The sequence below is a fragment of the Nitrobacter hamburgensis X14 genome (assembly GCF_000013885.1).
Taxonomy (GTDB): Bacteria; Pseudomonadota; Alphaproteobacteria; order Rhizobiales; family Xanthobacteraceae; genus Nitrobacter; species Nitrobacter hamburgensis.
Map to the genome: position 1 here is coordinate 38639 of NC_007960.1, position 17365 is coordinate 56003.

At 60.1% G+C, this 17365-nt stretch carries 15 protein-coding genes and 6 pseudogenes; 9 read left to right on the forward strand and 12 right to left on the reverse strand.

The features are described from left to right. Positions 1 to 23: 23 nt before the first annotated feature. The 6 genes and pseudogenes from NHAM_RS22390 to istA all read left to right on the forward strand — a co-directional run. Positions 24 to 299, forward strand: a pseudogene (locus NHAM_RS22390) (multicopper oxidase domain-containing protein); the annotation flags it as partial. A gap of 131 nt (positions 300 to 430) precedes the next feature. Beyond that, the gene (locus tag NHAM_RS22395) at positions 431 to 1051 is read left to right on the forward strand and encodes a c-type cytochrome (protein WP_011505169.1); all 621 of its coding nucleotides are present in this window, start codon (positions 431 to 433) and stop codon (positions 1049 to 1051) included. A 764-nt stretch (positions 1052 to 1815) separates the two neighbouring features. After that, positions 1816 to 2136, forward strand: a complete 321-nt coding sequence (locus NHAM_RS22400) for a hypothetical protein (protein ID WP_011505168.1) — start codon at positions 1816 to 1818, stop codon at positions 2134 to 2136. A gap of 266 nt (positions 2137 to 2402) precedes the next feature. Beyond that, positions 2403 to 2621, forward strand: a pseudogene (locus NHAM_RS22405) (multicopper oxidase domain-containing protein); the annotation flags it as partial. Between the two features lie 76 nt (positions 2622 to 2697). Then, positions 2698 to 3003 (forward strand): annotated as a pseudogene (locus tag NHAM_RS22410) (transposase); the annotation flags it as partial. 122 nt (positions 3004 to 3125) lie between these two features. Continuing rightward, positions 3126 to 3924 (forward strand): annotated as a pseudogene (istA, locus tag NHAM_RS22415) (IS21 family transposase); the annotation flags it as partial. 11 nt (positions 3925 to 3935) lie between these two features. On the opposite strand, the gene NHAM_RS25905 reads toward istA, so the two are convergent. Then, complete coding sequence (locus NHAM_RS25905) at positions 3936 to 4454, reverse strand: transposase (protein WP_198137076.1); 519 nt, start codon at positions 4452 to 4454, stop codon at positions 3936 to 3938. Between NHAM_RS25905 and NHAM_RS27330 the strand changes: the two are divergent. Both NHAM_RS27330 and NHAM_RS22430 read left to right on the forward strand, forming a co-directional pair. Further along, positions 4350 to 4651, forward strand: a pseudogene (locus NHAM_RS27330) (IS21 family transposase); the annotation flags it as partial. The gene NHAM_RS25905 and the pseudogene NHAM_RS27330 sit on opposite strands and share 105 nt — an antisense overlap. Then, positions 4648 to 4983 (forward strand): annotated as a pseudogene (locus NHAM_RS22430) (ATP-binding protein); the annotation flags it as partial. The pseudogenes NHAM_RS27330 and NHAM_RS22430, both read left to right, overlap by 4 nt. A gap of 34 nt (positions 4984 to 5017) precedes the next feature. Here NHAM_RS22430 and NHAM_RS22435 read toward each other — a convergent pair. Both NHAM_RS22435 and NHAM_RS25910 read right to left on the reverse strand, forming a co-directional pair. Beyond that, the gene (locus NHAM_RS22435; protein WP_041359701.1) at positions 5018 to 7069 is read right to left on the reverse strand and encodes a recombinase family protein; all 2052 of its coding nucleotides are present in this window, start codon (positions 7067 to 7069) and stop codon (positions 5018 to 5020) included. Next, positions 7066 to 7752, reverse strand: a complete 687-nt coding sequence (locus NHAM_RS25910) for a helix-turn-helix transcriptional regulator (protein WP_011505164.1) — start codon at positions 7750 to 7752, stop codon at positions 7066 to 7068. Before NHAM_RS25910 ends, NHAM_RS22435 begins: the two co-directional genes overlap by 4 nt. 493 nt (positions 7753 to 8245) lie before the next feature. Here NHAM_RS25910 and NHAM_RS28985 point away from each other — a divergent pair, with 493 nt between their 5' ends. Next, positions 8246 to 8380 (forward strand): hypothetical protein, encoded by a 135-nt coding sequence (locus NHAM_RS28985; RefSeq protein WP_283805391.1) that lies wholly within the window; start codon positions 8246 to 8248, stop codon positions 8378 to 8380. A 99-nt stretch (positions 8381 to 8479) separates the two neighbouring features. Here the strand turns inward: NHAM_RS28985 and copD are convergent, their stop codons facing one another. The 9 genes from copD to NHAM_RS22470 all read right to left on the reverse strand — a co-directional run bounded on the left by copD (position 8480) and on the right by NHAM_RS22470 (position 17319). Then, positions 8480 to 9439 carry a copper homeostasis membrane protein CopD gene (gene copD, locus NHAM_RS22440; protein ID WP_011505163.1) on the reverse strand — a complete coding sequence of 320 codons (960 nt, stop codon included), beginning with the start codon at positions 9437 to 9439 and terminating at the stop codon, positions 8480 to 8482. 14 nt (positions 9440 to 9453) lie between these two features. After that, positions 9454 to 9810, reverse strand: coding sequence for a copper resistance CopC family protein (locus NHAM_RS22445; RefSeq protein ID WP_011505162.1), 357 nt, complete (start codon positions 9808 to 9810; stop codon positions 9454 to 9456). Positions 9811 to 9812: 2 nt separating this feature from the next. Beyond that, entirely contained in the window at positions 9813 to 10817 is a 1005-nt protein-coding gene (locus tag NHAM_RS22450) for a hypothetical protein (protein WP_011505161.1), read from the reverse strand. A gap of 77 nt (positions 10818 to 10894) precedes the next feature. Then, the gene (locus NHAM_RS22455) at positions 10895 to 11338 is read right to left on the reverse strand and encodes a DUF411 domain-containing protein (RefSeq protein ID WP_011505160.1); all 444 of its coding nucleotides are present in this window, start codon (positions 11336 to 11338) and stop codon (positions 10895 to 10897) included. A gap of 131 nt (positions 11339 to 11469) precedes the next feature. Further along, the gene (locus NHAM_RS25915; RefSeq protein WP_245270129.1) at positions 11470 to 11643 is read right to left on the reverse strand and encodes a copper-binding protein; all 174 of its coding nucleotides are present in this window, start codon (positions 11641 to 11643) and stop codon (positions 11470 to 11472) included. A 65-nt stretch (positions 11644 to 11708) separates the two neighbouring features. Next, positions 11709 to 11981, reverse strand: coding sequence for a DUF3551 domain-containing protein (locus NHAM_RS25920; RefSeq protein WP_081435103.1), 273 nt, complete (start codon positions 11979 to 11981; stop codon positions 11709 to 11711). A 93-nt stretch (positions 11982 to 12074) separates the two neighbouring features. Next, on the reverse strand, positions 12075 to 12473 hold the full coding sequence (locus NHAM_RS22460) for a copper-binding protein (protein WP_011505159.1): 399 nt from the start codon (positions 12471 to 12473) through the stop codon (positions 12075 to 12077). 131 nt (positions 12474 to 12604) lie between these two features. Continuing rightward, positions 12605 to 15802: an efflux RND transporter permease subunit gene (locus tag NHAM_RS22465; RefSeq protein ID WP_011505158.1), complete on the reverse strand. Its 3198-nt coding sequence runs from the start codon at positions 15800 to 15802 to the stop codon at positions 12605 to 12607. After that, a complete protein-coding gene (locus NHAM_RS22470; RefSeq protein ID WP_041359630.1) occupies positions 15799 to 17319 on the reverse strand; it encodes an efflux RND transporter periplasmic adaptor subunit in 1521 nt (506 codons plus the stop codon). Before NHAM_RS22470 ends, NHAM_RS22465 begins: the two co-directional genes overlap by 4 nt. Positions 17320 to 17365 lie beyond the last annotated feature (46 nt).

Consider the following 17365-nt stretch of genomic DNA (forward strand, 5'->3'; position numbering starts at 1 on the left):
TTCTTTTTTGATTGTCATCAAACGTTCGACAGCTACCAACCAACAATAACTTCATTCATCCGATGCATGTACACGGTGGTCCATTCGAGGTCGTCGCGGTCGATGGCGTGACGCTGAACGAAAGCGCGCGTTATCAGGCGGATACCGTCAACGTCGGCCCGGGCCAGCGCTATGATGTGATCTGGACCGCCCGTAAGCCGAGCAAGTGGCTGGTGCATTGCCCCATTCCGCACCACACCTCGAACAACAACGTCGAGCAGCACGGCGGCGGGCTGATGCTGGTTCTGAATGTCGAGTGAGCGGTGGATTCGGTTTTGCGGCTTTCCGCCGAAGTGGTCGCATCCGCTTCAGGGGAGTCACAAAACAAGCTGCTCTTTTGCAGCCGGTCTCATCAAATGAATTACCGAATTGAAAAGGAGCTGTCTTCGAAATGACCAAATTGGTTGGTGCCGCGATCCTCGCGGTCGTGATCGCGCTGGCGGGAGCCGGAGCCTTCGTGTTTTCGGGCGTCTACGACGTTGGAGCTGATACCCCGCATTGGACGCTGACCAGAAAGATCATGGAAATCGTCCGCGACCGCGCCATCGCTGTTCGTGCGAAAGATATCCAGGTCCCGGACCTAACGGGCGAGCAACTGATCCTGAAAGGCGCGGGACAATATGCGGCGATGTGCGCAGACTGTCACCTCGCGCCCGGCAAGTCGGAGTCGGAAATCCGGCCGGGCCTTTACCCGAAGCCGCCAAAGCTCTCCGAACATCCTTTCGATCCGAAAACCGTGTTCTGGGTCACCAAGCACGGCTTGAAGATGAGCGGAATGCCGGCGTGGGGACTCGGACACAACGATGCTACACTCTGGAGCATCGTCGCGTTTGTCGGGAAATTATCAGGGATGTCGGCCCAGCAATACAAGGACATCGTCGCAAAAGCGCCTCCCGACGAAGAGATGGAATCCATGGGCCAAGGTGACGGTCACACGCACGCCGGCGGACATCACGAACACAACGCAGAGCCATCGAAGGAAGTCAGTCCGAAACCTGACCATCATCACTGACGGTTGGAGGCCGGAGGAACGCAAGAGGATGGAGACATTGAATGAATCCCATCATTCGTGCGCTATAGGCTGCGGGGAGAGGCGCATCCATCTCTCGAAGCGTGATCCGAATTTCGGTAACGGACTGCGCAATGGGTCGTGTGCAGCAGACGTCCAACCGCATAGGCCATGCAAACGTCAACGCATCTTTTCCCTCTCCGCTCGTTTTCGGGTTTGTAGCACCAAACGATATAGCAGTAGTGCTCCCGTCTAATGTGGAGACAGGAACGACATGCCCCCGCCGAAGTCCAAATTCACGTGCCTACCCTGTATAAGTTTTTTACATTTGAAGTGTTGGAGCAGTGAGAGTTAGGCCTCATCCAAGTGAAGGGAGAACGGGTCTGCTGCAGATGGCAAACGGCTGGATCGCGAAAGACATAACCGTTGCGGTTGTACCTAATCTCGAGCGGCATACGCTGAACGGTAATACGCAATGACACTGGCGTTCGTGACGACGGCACAACACCACAGAAGGCTGACGTGAAGCCGAAAATGGCTTGCGAGGGTGACCAGACAGTCTTCAACACCAGATGTATCCGGCGCTTGTCCATTCGTTCGATAAAGTGCTAAGTTTTTAGGAAGCGCTCGGTGAGCTTTGGTGAATTTGCCCCATGGTTCGCACCTCATTTGGTGAGGCTTAAAACACATCACTGCCATGGCCGTCCTCCACGAGAGAACAGAATCACACTCGCGAGGTTTTTGGAATCCCCGTCGCGCTACCATTAATGGGGTGGACTCTAGATAATGCGATCCGCACTGGCCAAGGGGTGCCGGTCGATCAAAAGACCGCATCCCCGCAGGCAGAGTTCTTTCACCCTGATGGCAAACGATACGAGGCGTTCCCCCCGGCCGCCGAGCCCGACGGGGCAACCGCGCTTTATCGCTTCATGTTGCTATTTGACATACCCGAGCCCATGTTGCCGCCCATCATATCCGGATGCTTCTTCATCATGGCCATGCACTTCTTGTTCTTCATCATGGCATCTTCGGACATCGACTGGCATTTCTTCATGATCGTCATGTCGCTCTTCGACGTGGCCGCGTAGGTCGCGCCCGAGGCACTCGTTATAAAGGCAACACCCAAAACTACAGCCGCTAACCGCTTCATCGCAAATCTCCCGATGGATCTGATGGACCACTGGCCGATGTGCCTAGCACCCGGTGTCCTGATAAGCGGCCGCCTGCAAACATGTTCCAAGCCGGCCGGGAAGTCGGTGACGTTATTTTAAGGAGTCTGGCGCGCTGGCGCGGAGGTACGCACCTCTTCCGGCTGCGGACGGCCGGTTCGACCCAACCCGGGTACTTACCTGCCGAACCGGGTACTTACCCGCCGAAGGTCAGCGAAATGACCGACTTCAATATGTGGACCTGGAATAGTCGCGTGTTTCCGGGGATCGATCCGTTGCCGGTGCGGCTTCGCGACAAGGCTTGGGTTCGTATGGGCAATCTCACGATGACCAATCATCCCATTCAACTGCATGGTCACCACTTCGCGGTGAGCTGTACTGACGGCGGCTGGGTGCCTGAGAGCCGATCCAGGAAGAATTTGAGTCAGATGAGTCGGTTGTGATTCCATGTCCCGGAGCGATTCGTGACAGGAGCACACGATGTGGAAGCCTGAACACCGTCTGACGGCCGACCGGCGCAACCTTCGGTATCCCAGTGATTTGAGTGATGCGGAGTGGGTGCTTGTTGCTGCAATGATCCCGCCGGCGCGACGAGGCGGACGCCGCCGTTCGGTCGATGTCCGCGAGCTGTTGAACGCAATCTTCTATGTGCTGTCGACCGGCAGCCAATGGAAGGCGATGCCGAAAGACCTGCCGGCCAAGAGCACGGCGCATTTCTACTTCATGTTATGGGATTGGGACGGCACGTTGAATCGTATTCACGATACACTCTATGTAGCGACACGCGTGAGAGCGGCGGTGCAAAATTAGTCCACGGTAGCGGCGGGATGGTCCCGCTTCGGGCGGCGTAAAAGCCGGCCACCTATTTTCCTTCTGCGACGAATGCAGGAGGGTTGGGGATCTATACCGTGGAATTATATCTGAAGGTTCGTCTGGCCTGTTCTGAAGGAATGAGCCGGCGTCAGGCTGCAAAGCATTTCAACATATCGCGCGATAGCGTGGCCAAGATGATGTCGTATTCGACGCCGCCGGGCTATCAGCGTCAGTCACCGATCCGGCGGCCTAAGCTGGATGCGTTTGTTTCGACGATCGATCACTGGCTTGATGAGGACATGAAGGTGCCGCGCAAGCAGCGCCATACGGCCAAGCGGGTGTTCGACCGTCTTTGGGGCGAGTGCGGGTTCACGGGCGGCTACACGATCATCAAGGATTACATGCGCGAGCGGGATCAGCGTCGCCAGGAGGTGTTCGTGCCGCTGGCGCATCCGCCAGGGCATGCGCAGGCCGATTTCGGCGAGGCGATGGTGGTGATCGATGGCGTGGAGCGGAAGGCGCACTTCTTCGTGTTGGATCTGCCGCATAGCGACGGCTGCTATGTACGGGCCTATCCGGCGGCAGTGTCGGAGGCCTGGGTCGATGGCCACATCCATGCGTTCGCCTTCTTCGGGGCCGTGCCGCAGTCGATCGTCTACGACAACGACCGGTGCCTTGTGGCAAAGATCCTGGCTGACGGCACGCGCAAGCGGGCGACGCTGTTCAGCGGGTTTCTGTCCCACTACCTGATCCGGGACCGCTATGGCCGTCCGGGGAAAGGCAACGACAAGGGGAACGTTGAGGGGCTTGTTGGCTATGCCCGTCGCAACTTCATGGTGCCTATCCCGCAGTTTGCGACATGGGATGCGTTCAACACCTGGCTGGAGGCTCAGGTATCCCCTCATTCACACGCATGAGAACGTTTGATTTAGCGCGGCGTGTTGATTGATGTATTCGCTAAACCGCGCGACAAGCGGGCGCAGGCGGACATCCGGCATGTTTGGGATCAACTCGTAGAGCATGCATCCCTGGCGGAACAGCGAATGAGTTCGGCGCTTGGCGGTGGCGACCTTGAGATGGCGATCCATACCGAGACTCTCGCCCGCTGCGCCGAGCAGCGTCAAAAGCACGATGGCGAAGGCGTTCAAAAGAAGAAGCCTGTCGCGGCGTTGCGGATCGGCGATGCGAAGAACGCCTAACCCCATGCCGAAGCGAAGGTCCTTGGTGTCGCGAAACCCCGGCTCGATCGTCCAGCGCCGGGCGTAATGGTTGGTGATTTCGCGCGCCGTCGCTTCAGCGTTGCTGGCGGCCAGACACCAGGCCGCTTTCATGTCCCTGGCGTGCACACAGACGACCGCCCCAACCGGCGCGAGTACGTGCAGGTCCTGCGTCTCATGGAAAGCTTCGAGCTTGCCGATCTGCATGCGGCGGTGAAGCAGGCCCTCCAACTCGGTGCGATCGGCTTCGACGCCGTCAAGCATTTGATCCTGTGCAGGGTGGAACGACGGCCGCCGCGACGGACCTGTCCATCTACCCATACCTGCCGAGGGCGACGGTCGAGACGACATCGGCGAAGGCCTATATGCGACTGCTTTCCGCGCATGGGGAGGAAGCGGCATGAGCACTGATGTGCCCGAGATCCTGCTCTCCCATTATCTCAAAACCCTCAAGCTTCCGACCTTCCAGCGCGAGTACCAGAAGCTGGCTCGGCTATGCGCCACCGAGGGCGTCGATCATGTCGGATACCTCACCCGGCTTTCCGAACGGGAGATGATCGAACGGGACCGCCGCAAGGTCGAGCGCCGCATCAAGGCGGCAAGGTTCCCGGTCGTCAAAAGCCTGGACAGCTTCGACTTCACCGCCATCCCAAAGCTCAACAAGATGCAGGTGCTGGAACTGGCGCGTTGCGAATGGATCGAGCGGCGCGAGAATGTCATTGCGCTTGGTCCCAGCGAGCCGGCTTCATAATGCTCACCTGTCCATGTCGTTAAAGTTCAAGAGTTTTTTGCAGCGGGTTACTGGACGGCGGACGTCTCAGACGGCGGGCTGTCGCCGCGCCCTTCACGTCGTTTCGGTCCAAGTCGGCGGCGTGGATGATCCAAGGCGCTCCCTTACAGAGCTGATTCGCCGAGAGTTGACCATCTTTGATCAGACGGCGCACGGTCGACGGACTAACGGATAGAGCTGCCGCAGCCTCGTCGAGCGTGACCTCGCCGCGCTCCCGACGCTCGCCTTCCCGATAGGTTGGAATCGTATTGTGACTACGCAGGCTGCACACCCGCGATTGCGTCCAGCCGTTGCCGCGTCCCGTCGTTTTGCCGGCCCGATTGAGCACCGAGGCGATCGCCTTGTCCGGCATCTGTCGTGCCAGCACGCGCACGAGATCGATGGTCTCGCCTTCGACGCTCCAGCGGTGTTGGCCCGTGCGGTTCTTCTTGACCTTAAGAGCCGAATGGTCGCCTCCGTGCCAGCGGATGACGAGATCGAGCGCGTTGTCCTCGACGCGGACGACGATCTCGTCGATCACCGTCCGCACGATGCGTTTCTTTGCCTCTGGTGTCACGCCGGCGCTCGTCCATGCCCTTTGCAGATCGGCACCGAGCATCATCAGCCGCTCGCGATCGGCAGGCGCCGGCTCGGCAGCGGGTGATGCCGTCAGTTCCTCAAGCTCCGCCTCCAAATCGCGGGCGATAGTCAGTCGCTCATTCCATCGCGTCTCCAACTCCGAGGCGACCAGGCGGTTGTCGGGATCAACGGCATCATACTGGCGACGCGCGCGGCCGACCTCGTAGCGAGCCTGCTCCAATGCCAGCGCGATCTGTCGTCGCTTGTCCTCGTTTGCGCGACTGCGGAGTGCCTGTGCCGCGAGCGCGGCCTCGATTCCGAGCGGTTGCAAACGCACGATGACTTCAGCACCGATATCCCGGTCAATGCGCATGTCTCCGAACGAGATGCAGCGATCACCGCCGTGATTGATAAAGCCACCCTGACAGTGATAGCGGCCCGTATTGCCATTGGCGCCAGAGTAAGCGACGTGCAGCTTGCGTCCGCAATGACCACAACGCAGCAGGCCGGCGAGCAGCGCCTCACCCCGGCGCAGCGCACCGCGGCTCATGGGGTTCTTACCATTGGCGTTGTCCGCAATCAGGCCCAGGTTCCTCTCGTAGTCTGCCCAGCTCAGATAACCCTCGTGGTGGTTCGGAATCAATACCTCCCAATCCTTGCGTTCCTTCTTGAAGCCGCGCACCACTCTTTTGCGGCCGGCTTCAATGCTAACGCGGCTGCCGGTGCGCCCAAAGGCATAGGCGCCAGCGTAGATCGGGTTGGTCAGGATATGCAGAATCGTGTTGTACACCGGCAACTTCCATTCGATCAGGCGGCCCTCCGCACCATAGGTGACAGCGGGCAACGGGATGCGCTCTTGCCTGAGCCAGAGGTGCACCTGACGCACCGATTGCATCTCGGCGAACCTGGCGAAGGTGAGCGCAATCGCCTCCGTAATGCGCCGATCCGGATCCTTCTCAATGCGATTGTTGCCGATCCGCACGTAGCCGATGGCAACCGTCATGAACAACTCGCCGCGGCTCGCCTTCTGCTTCAGGGCCTCAAGCGAGCGCTGGCGCAGGACTGACAGCTCCATCTCGCTCATGGTTCCCTTCATGCCGAGGAGCAGTCGGTCGTTGGGATGGCGAGGATCGTAGACGCCGTCCTCGCCGAGAATGAGCGTGCCGACGAGACCACAGAACTCCAGCAACGTGTGCCAGTCGCGGCCATTGCGAGCGAGTCTCGATGCCTCGATCGAGACCACGGCGCCGACTCGTCCTTCGCAGATGGCTGCCAACAGCTTCTCGAAGCCGGGCCGCGCGACGCCACCGCCGGAGCGGCCGAGGTCGTCATCAATGACGGCGACATCGTTCCAGCCGAGCTGTCGCGCCCAATCGGCAAGACCGTACTGGCGACGCTGACTCTCCAGGTTGTTGGCGAGCTGGCCGGCGGTCGACTGACGAATGTAGACGATGGCCTGACCTAACGCTTTCAGCGAAGGAGCTTCGTCCGAATCGCCGTGGCAATGGCATGAGCTTTGCTGACTGCACCAAGCTTCGCGCGCGCCGCCATGATATGCTTGGTCACGGTTGATCTTGAGATTCCAAGAATCGCCGAAGTTTCCCAGTTCGTCTTTCCCTCGCCCGCCCAAAGCAGACAATCCCATTCCCGTGCGGTCAGATTGCTACTGACGCGTTGCCAGGTCGCAATGCGATGGAGATGCCGGCCCAAGGCGTAGCTGGCCGCAAAGTTCAGCACTGAGAGATCGGCCGAAACCGGAAGCGTTCCCGGTCCGCCGAACGACAAAGACGCAATCTCACCGTCTATTGTCGAAATCGGCACAACGTAACCGTCGCGTAGTCCGAATTCCGCGGCTTCGCCTCGTATTAGCCTAACATTCCTACGCTGAGGGCAGCTCTCGTAGCCCTCGTGCCAGGTGAACGGCGCCCGTTCATGAAAAAGGTGCTGAATGATCGGATCGCGAAATACGTATCCCTTCCTGCTGTAGCGATCTAACCATTGCGCTGGAAAGCGCTGGAACAGGATTCGTGAGCGAAGTTCAGCCAGTGGCGCTGGGCGTGTCGGCACGATGCCCCCGAAGAGACCGGTAAAGCCGAACCCCGCCGCGAGCCCCAGAAGGCAATCTTCGATTTCGGCCGCAGTTCTCGTCTGCTCCACGGCCTCGATAAAGCGGACGGTTTGGCTTAAGCGGTCCGACAATCGCTAAGGTCTCCTTCCTTGATTCACGGACGGAGCCATCGACACCCCGCTCTGCGAGCGTGAGTAGAGTCGGCGCCGCCGTGTCGACCCTTGCGGGAGCAGCCCGCCGAGCGGCCAGTCGCTATCATCGAACAATACACGCTCGGCACCTCCGTCGAGATCGTCGTAGGTATTTGTCTGACCAGGAGCTGCTGAGTGGCATACGTCGCACGCGGTCATCCCCAAAGGACACTAGTCAAAGGGACATCGGACGTATATCTTATCAGACTATGGGATGCAATGCCGCACAGATGCGCTTTGGCCTGGCGCCGCGACTTGGGGATCAGGAGTCTCGTCGATCTCTCGAGGGAATCCCACTGCGAAGGCGACGGACAGGTTGACCCTCGCACCTTTATCGCGGGAATATGAGGATGTCGGCCCGGAGCCCGCCGAATAACGAATAAGGTGAACCATGATGCACGATATGGCGCCAGGGATGATGTGGGGAATGGGACTCATCGGGCTGTTGGTGGTGATCGTCTTGCTGCTCGCAGCGGCAGTTCTTGTCAAATACCTGCTCTCGTCCAACAAGGGAGGAGATCGATGAAGGGACTGTAGATGTTGGTTTTCGCTGGCGTCGCCGTTGCTTCGGGAGCGGTTGCGCAGTTCGGTGACGTCGTTCGGCGCATGGTCTCCGCGCTGGGTCTCAAGCCAGTGCGATGTGGATTGCTGGGTGCAAAATGCCCAGCGCACCGACGATTGCAATAACCGCCACTCCCAAAATGATCTCGAGAACACTGTTGCGCGTGAGCCGACGGAGCGCATCGATCTGCATGTCAGTGCGCGAGAGGGGAGCAAGTTGCGGCATCAACCAAAACCGATTTGCCGCCGCCAGCAACAGCATGACTGCGAACAAGGCAGTTTTGAGAATCACGAGACGACCGTATTCAGTGGCCTGCAGCGCGTAGAATGAGCCGACGAGAATGCATGCATTGACGACGCCGGTGATCAGCAAGACCCCGACACTCAGGAGGCCCAGTGTTGAAAAACGTTGCGTTGCGTGGCGCGCAAGAGATGTCCAGACGAAGTCTTGGCGGCGTCGAGCCACGGCGAGTAGCATGGCAAGCGGCACGAGCGCCCCAATCCACGCCGCGGCGGCCGTGAGATGCAGCACGTCGGCCGTCAGATGGAGCAAGCCTATCAGACCTACGCTGGACCCCGCATGTCCGGCCCATGCCAGCGCTGCGATCAAGCCGAATGCCGAGGTCAGCGCAGGCCAGCGCGTCCACGGCATCCGGGAGCAGGCCAAACAAGCGGCAAGAGTGCTGGCAAGCGCCAGACGGATTTCCGAGACCAGCCCGAATTGGGTCTCGTTCAACACCGTCGACAGGATGTCGGCCGTCATGGCTTCGCTGAGGGAAAGACCGCTCATGGCCGCGGCCTCCAACAGAACCCAGATCGCGCCTGAGACCGCGGCAATTGCCAGGCCGATCCATGCGACACTGAGGCTTTGCATCCGCGCAGCAGTGGCGGGCGCACCCGAACCCAATGCAGGCTCTGCCACGGCAACCCGGAAAAGCATGCTTCCGGCAGTCACGGCCGTGGCGGTGAAGTGTATCGCGCGTACGACGATCAACGGATCGTTTACGGTCTCGAGCCAATCCATCAGGTCGCCATACCCTACGGGCTGACCTTGAACGTGAAGTCGCCGTCCGCCCTATGCGTGTCGACTGAAAGGACGCGCCATTTGACACGGTATGTCCCGGCCCCAGTGGGACGCAGCGAAATTGCCATCCGATTGCCGCTGACCCGGGTTTTGCCGGTATCGACGCGTTGACCGGCGGAGTTGGTGACAGTGATCGTGCTGAAAGCCGTCTCCAGCTTTTGGGTAAACCAGAGCGTAACCTCGCGCGGAGCCGTCGCGACTGTGTTGCCGACGCGCGGTTCGGCATGATCGAGAGAAGCATGTGCGCTGGCGTCTCCTGTCGCAAGCAGGATCAACAAGGGAACCATTGCGGTGAGAGCAGTGCGACGCATGATCAATTTCCTCCGAACGGTCTGGCGGGTTGCGCGGCATTGCCGAAGATCGGCTTGCCAATGCCACGCGGATCGAGGTCGTCGAGATAAAAGTGCAGTTGAGCAATCGCGCCAACCGTCGACCCGCTCTGTCGGTTGATCGGGATCAATGCCTCGACGCCAATCTGAAAGGTATTCCCGACCCAGATGAATCCCGGGTTGATCGTCCCCGTCGTCCCCGTCGCGGATGTGAAGGTATTCCCCACCGGGGTCTGGAACGTCGCCTCGACAAGCGGGATGAACCGATTGATAAAATCCGGCAATCCAAGATCGACGACTGCGGATTTGAGGTACGGCATGCTGTATTGCACCGTTCCGCCCCATGCCAACACGCGCGGGTGGAATTCGGTATCGACCCTTTGCTCGCCGGTGTCAGGATCGATTCCCAGGACGGTCGTGGAACGTTTGCCCGGGATCGCGTAGCCGACCTGCCCGGTAACTGCGATCGGCCGCAGCCACGACATCGTATCGGGAAGATCGCCGAAGCCTTTGCCGAAATACAAAGTCGGGGTGTAGGTGTTGAACTGCTCCGCGCCGACGCTTTGGGCACTGGTGCGGCCCCATTCTACGCCAAGACCCACCGACATCACGAACTCATGGGCAGGGTCCTTGAAAAGGCGGTATTTGAACGCGGTCTCCAGATTCTGAAACCCGCTTGCACCCATCCCGGTTGGCCAGCCTGGCGCTCCAAGGTGCGTGTATGTGGAGCCGAATGACACCGCGAACGCCTCGGTAATTCGTTTGGAAAACTCGCCGGAGAAATCGCGTTGTTTGATTGAGGGATCGTCGCCGGTCTTGAAAGCCGATACCGTCGGCAACGACAGTTCGTCGTTGACGCCTGGATCATCGGTGCCGAGCGTTGCTGGAAAAAAGCGGTTGCCGACGATTTCATGGGCAATGCTCCCGGTCGGAGGGACGAGCGCAATTGCGAGCCCCGGCAGGGCTGCACGCAAAAGATGGGAAGACATTGATATTTCCCTGCTAACGTTGAAACAATGCATGGGGCGCGGTAGCCAGCCGGTGTACAGAATAATCACTTTTTGTGTTATTCGGTCGCATAAACGGTTGGCACCGTCCCATCCTTGGCGACGGCATAAATCGTAAACGGTCCTCTCTTCTGGCCTACCATGCCTGGAGACCCGGTCGGCATGGCCGGCAGCGTGATGCCAGCGATCGTGGGCCTTTCGGTCAGCAGTTTCCGGATCGTTTTGATCGGCACATGTCCATCAACGACGTAACCATCGATGAACATGGTATGACAACCCTGCAGGTTCTCCGGAATCCCGGCGTTGAGACTGATCTGGGCGAGGTCATTGGTGGGCTTGACGTCGACTGCAAATCCATTGTCGCGCAGGTAGGTGGCGTAGCCTTCGCAGCAGCTGCAATCGGGATTTTTGTACAAGGTGGCGTGGAGCGTCTCCGCACGAGACGCAAGCGGCAATCCGGCGAGCGTCGCGGCCGTCGCCAGGCAAAACAGTCGTCTGTTCATGGTCGTTCTCCTTGACCTTCACTCTTTCAACTCTCCCTTTCATAAGCGCGGGTGTTCCGCGCCGTGACGGGGAGGGGAGGTGTCTTGTCAAGCACCTCCCCTTGGCGGCGGACAGGATCCAATCCGTCCCGTCAGGGCGCCGGCGTGATCGACTGGACGCTATAGGTGCCGCCGGAGCCGCTCAGGGTGAAATTCACCTTGTCGCCGGTCGTCACCTTTGCGAGATCGACGGACGGTGCAACTGCGAACTCCATCTTCATGGCGGGCCAGTAGATAATAGTTGTATGTCCTTGCCCTTGAGCCACGTTGTCAGATCGTCCGCGACGTAACTCGATCCGTTGTTGTCGAGCAGATGCGGGGTGACCTATTTTCAATAGTCCTCGGGATAGTACGAAGTCGGATTTCGGCCGCACGTCCCGCCAATTCCCGATGCTGATGTCCTACATTGCTGAAGGGTTGCAAATTGGCAATTGCCTGGAAAGCCCCATTCTCCACCCTTTAAGCAGTAGGCGCCGTTTTGAGCCAATGCCGGTGCGCGACGGACGTCCGGCGAGACGTCGTGCGTCGAAGAATGCGGCATCTCCGCAAGCGCGGCGGACGCGAGCAGCGCGGTCGTTGCAAAGGTGATGAAGAGCTTCAACATTGTCGTTATCCTTCTCATTGTCGTTATCCTTCTCAAACGCACATCGGAAGGCGGCCAGTATGCCTTGCGATCCGATCATGCCTGCCGCGTGCGTCAAGGCGCCGGTGTGATCGACTGGACGGTGTAGGTGCCGCCGGATCCGCTCAGGGTGAAATTGACCTTGTCGCCCGTCTTCACCTTTGCGAGATCAACAGAAGGAGCAGTCGCGAATTCCATCTTCATGGCTGGCCAGTTGATGGCGGGGATTGGACCATGATCGAATGTGATCTTGAGGTTCGCTGCGTCGATGGCCGTGACTATGCCAGTGCCGGTTCCGGTCGCAGTCGTTGCCTTTTTCGTATCGCTCATCGCCGGCATTTTCTTCATATCGGACATGCCCGCGCCGTTTTGAGCGAACGCGACGCCCGTCGGCAGCGCCAGTGCCGCGCCGAGCAGCGCGGCGGTCAGAACTCCAGCAGGGCTGGCCCAGTGATAGCTGTCGATGAAATGCATGGATACTCTCCTGTTTTGGTGTGACGGTTGTTGAGCGCAGGGCTCGGGGCGATTGAACCGATCCCACCAGGATCGTCTTCGCGCCCATTGCCGCCGTTTCCGGCGCGCAATTCTTATGTTGCCGCTCGGCGTCACTGCACGTTCTCCGCACGATGCAGGTCGAGCTTCGGCGTCGAATCCCGCCGCCCGCCGCCTTTCTCTTCGCCGTCCTGCGGCGCCGCGGGCAACCCGAACCCCTTGACGACCGCAAAAATGGCGGGAATGACCACGAGGGTCAGCACGGTTGATGAGGCCATGCCGCCGATCATCGGGACGGCGATCCGCTGCATGACCTCCGAACCGGTGCCTGTGCTCCAGAGAATCGGCAACAACCCCGCCATGATGGCGACAACGGTCATCATCTTGGGCCGCACCCGGTCGACCGCGCCGAGCATGATCGCGTCGTACAGGTCGGCACGCGTGAACGGCCGTCCCGCGGCCGCGCGTTCCGCCTTCAATTCGGCCATGGCCTGCTCGAGGTAGATCAGCATGACGACGCCGGTCTCGGCCGCGACGCCCGCCAGCGCGATGAAGCCGACGGCGACCGCGACCGACATGTTGAATCCGAGCCACCACATCAGCCAGATGCCGCCGACCAGCGAGAACGGCAACGACAGCATCACGATCAGGGTGTCGGCCAACTTTCGGAAATTCAGGTAGAGCAGTAGGAAGATGATCAGCAACGTCACCGGCACGACGATCTTGAGCCGCGCTTCGGCGCGTTGCAGGTACTCGAACTGTCCGCTCCAGGAGACGTAATATCCCGGTGGAAACTTTACCTTCTGCGCGACCGCGTGCTGTGCCTCCGCGACATAGCCGCCCAGATCGCGACCGGTAATGTCGACGTAGATGTAAACCGCAAGTTGCCCGTTCTCGGTGCGGATCGACGTCGCGCCGCGGGTCAATTTTACGCTGGCGACCTGGCCGAGCGGGACGCTTCCGCCGGACGCCAGCGGCACCTGGACGTCGGTGCTGATCGTTTGCGGGTTGGAGCGCAGGGCGCGCGGATACCGGATGTTGACGGAATAACGTTCCCGGCCTTCGACCGTCGTGGTGACGGTTTCGCCGCCGAGTGCCGTCGAGATCACGTCCTGGACGTCGCTGATCGTCAATCCGTAGCGTCCGAGCGCCATCCGATCGGGGATAATCTCGAGATAGTATCCGCCGATCACGCGCTCGGCGTAAGCGCTTGAGGTACCCGGCACCGATCTGACCACCCCTTCGACTTCGCGGGCGATCTTCTCCATTTCCGCAAGATCCTTGCCGAAAATCTTGATCCCGACGGGGGTGCGGATTCCGGTCGACAGCATGTCGATGCGGGCGCGGATCGGCATCGTCCAGGCGTTCGAGACCCCCGGAAACTGGAGCGCCTTGTCCATCTCGGCCTTGAGGCTGTCAATCGTTACGCCAGGCCGCCATTCCGACTTCGGCTTTAGATTGATGATGGTCTCGAACATTTCGGTGGGCGCCGGATCGGTCGCGGTCGAGGCGCGGCCCGCCTTGCCATAGACCGATGCAACTTCGGGAAATGACTTGATGATGCGATCCTGGGTCTGCAACAACTCCGCGGCCTTGGTGATGGACAGGCCGGGCAGCGTCGTCGGCATGTACATCAAGGTGCCTTCATTTAGGCTCGGCATGAACTCGCTGCCGAGTTGGCGGGCGGGCCAGACCGTCACCGCAAGCGCAACCAACGCAAGCATGATCGTCAATGTCTTGGCGTTGAGAACCCACCGGATCACCGGTCGGTACACCCAGATCAGGAACCGGTTCACGGGATTCTTGTGTTCCGAGATGATCCGCCCGCGGACGAAGACGACCATCAGGGCAGGTACCAACGTGATCGAGAGCAGGGCGGCCGCGGCCATCGAAAATGTCTTGGTGTAGGCGAGCGGCCCGAACATGCGTCCTTCCTGGTCCTCCAGGGTAAAGATCGGCAGGAACGCGACGGTGATCACCAACAGACTGAAGAACAGCGCCGGTCCGACCTCGCTCGCCGCATCGATGAGGATTTGTGTTCGCGGCGTTCCGGGCTCCGCGCGCTCCAGGTGCTTGTGCGCATTTTCGATCATGACGATCGCGGCGTCGATCATGGCGCCGACCGCGATGGCGATACCGCCAAGGCTCATGATGTTGGCGCCCAGCCCCATGAATTTCATGGCGGCGAAGGCCATCAGGATACCGACGGGAAGCATCAGGATGGCGACGAGCGCACTGCGCAGGTGAAGCAGGAAGACAAAGCAAACCAAGGCAACGATGATGCTCTCTTCGAGCAGGGTTCCTTTGAGCGTCTCGATGGCCGCCTTGATCAGTTCGGAGCGATCATAAACCGTGACGATGTCGACGCCCTTGGGCAGGCTTGAGGCGATCTCTGAAAGACGCGCCTTGACATTGTCGATGACGGTGAGGGCGTTGGCGCCGAACCGCTGCAGTGCGATGCCGCTGACGACCTCGCCGTCGCCGTTGAGTTCGGTAATTCCTCGCCGCTCGTCGGGGCCGAGTTCGACGCGAGCAACGTCCCGCAATCGAAGCGGAGTCCCCGCGTCGGTCTTCAGCACGATGTTCTCGATGTCCTCGATGCCCCTGAGGTAGCCGCGGCCGCGGACGACGAATTCAAACTCGGACAGTTCTACGGTGCGCCCGCCGACATCCATGTTGCTGGCCCGGACGGCACTGCGGAGCTTGTCCAGGGAAATGCCCTGGGCGCGCAGTTTTTGCGGATCGACGACGATGTTGTACTGCTTGACGAAGCCGCCGACGCTGGCCACTTCCGCGACGCCTTCGGCTTTGGAAATGCCGTACCGGATGATCCAGTCCTGGACCGACCGCAGTTCGGCGAGGGTCATGTTCTTGGCCACGACGGCGTATTGATAGACCCAGCCCACGCCGGTTGCGTCGGGCCCAAGAGTGGGTGTCACGCCGGTAGGAAGCCGGCGCGCTACGGTGTTGAGATATTCCAGCACGCGACTTCGGGCCCAATAGGGGTCGGTGCCGTCCTCGAAGATGACGTAGACGAAGGACACGCCGAAAAATGAGAAGCCCCGCACCACCTTCGATTTCGGCACCGTCAGCATCGCCGTGGTCAACGGATAGGTCACTTGATCTTCGACGACCTGCGGCGCTTGCCCAGGATATTCTGTGTAGACGATCACCTGCACGTCGGAGAGGTCGGGGATGGCATCGAGCGGCAGGGTGCGCAGCGCATAGATGCCCGCCGCGATCGCGAACACTGCCCCGATCAGGACGAGCATCAAATTCCGCGCCGACCAGGCGATCAGGCGGGCGATCATTTCGCCTTCTCCCCGTCTGTAAATGCCTGCAAGGCGGATTTCAGGTTGCTTTCGGCATCGATCAGGAAGTTGGCGGCAACGACGACGAGGTCGCCTTCGCCGACGCCCTCGCGGATCTCAGTGTAGTCCTCGCCGTGCGTGCCGACCTTGACTTCACGAGGTTCAAAACGGCCTTCCCCTTTGTCGATGAAGACGATCTGCCGCGCACCCGTATCAATCACCGCACCATTGGGCACCGCGACCACGGGCTTTTCCGCACCGGACGCGATTTCAACGTCGGCGAACATATCGGGAAGAAGCACGCCGTCGGGATTCGGAAGTTCGATACGTGCCTTGGTGGTGCGGGTTTCGGTGTTGACCTGGGGATAGATCAAGGCGACCGATCCCTTGAATTCCCGCCCCGGCAGGCTGCGCAGCTTGATGGTTGCCGCCGCGCCAACCCTCACCGCGTCGATATCCTGTTCGGCGACGTCGGCGAGCACCCAAATAACGGACGTGTCGGCCATCCGAAACAGCACGTCGCCCGGCATTGCGCGCATGCCCTCGACCGCCGTCCTTTCCAGAACCACGCCATCGCGAGGTGCTGCCCATGTAATGGTCAGTGGCACCGTCTTGGTGCGCTCGATATCGGCGATCACGTCGGCAGGCACCGCAAGGTTCTCGAGCCGCTGCCGCGCGCCCTCGGCCAGTTGTTTGCGTCCCGCGAGGCTGGCTGTTCGACCATCGTCTCTGATGATGGATAAATACTGGGCGCTCGCGGAGGCGACGTCCGGCGAATAAAGCTTGAACAAGGGTTGTCCCTTGGTGACATGATCGCCTGTCGTGACGTTCGCGACGCTTTCGATGAAGGCCTGCGCCCGCAGTGAAACCACGACCACGCGCCGCTCATCGAGCTTGATCGTGCCGGGGGCGCGGATCGGTCGTATCACGACCCGGCGCGAGGCAGGTTCGGAACGCACACCGGTGCGCTGCAATTTCGCCGGCGAAATCTGGATCGTGGAGGCGTCCTCATCGCCCGCATAAACGGCGATGTAGTCCATCCCCATCGAATCCTTTTTCGGGACGGAGGAGGTGTCGGGAAGGCCCATCGGATTGCGGTAGAAGAGAATTCGCTTGGCTCCGGAATTGGCGTCCTGGGCTGGCGCCGCAGTTTCCGGAGCATTGTCGAAGCTGACATCTTCGCTGGCATGGACGGCGACATACGGGCGCCTGTCCGGCGTTATCCTGGCGTCCTTGGAATAGAGCGCCTTGCCGTCGGGGTCGCGGTAGTAAATGACCGGACCGGTGGCTCTGGGCTTGACCGGTTGAATACCGAGGGCCGTTGCGAGGCGAGGCGGCACCCAATCAGGCAACACTTGACTGGTGTGGCCGAGCCGATAGCCGATCCCCAATGTTGCCGCGAGCGCGCTTATCGCGAACACAATGAGCGCGACCCGTTTCGCGGTCGATCTTCCGGCTCGGGCGCGGCGCGTTAGATGTCCATCTTCGAATGGACGGTCATCCGTAAACTTGTCCATCAATAGTCTGCCCCTGACGCTGCTTGCGCGGAAGAATGCAATTGGA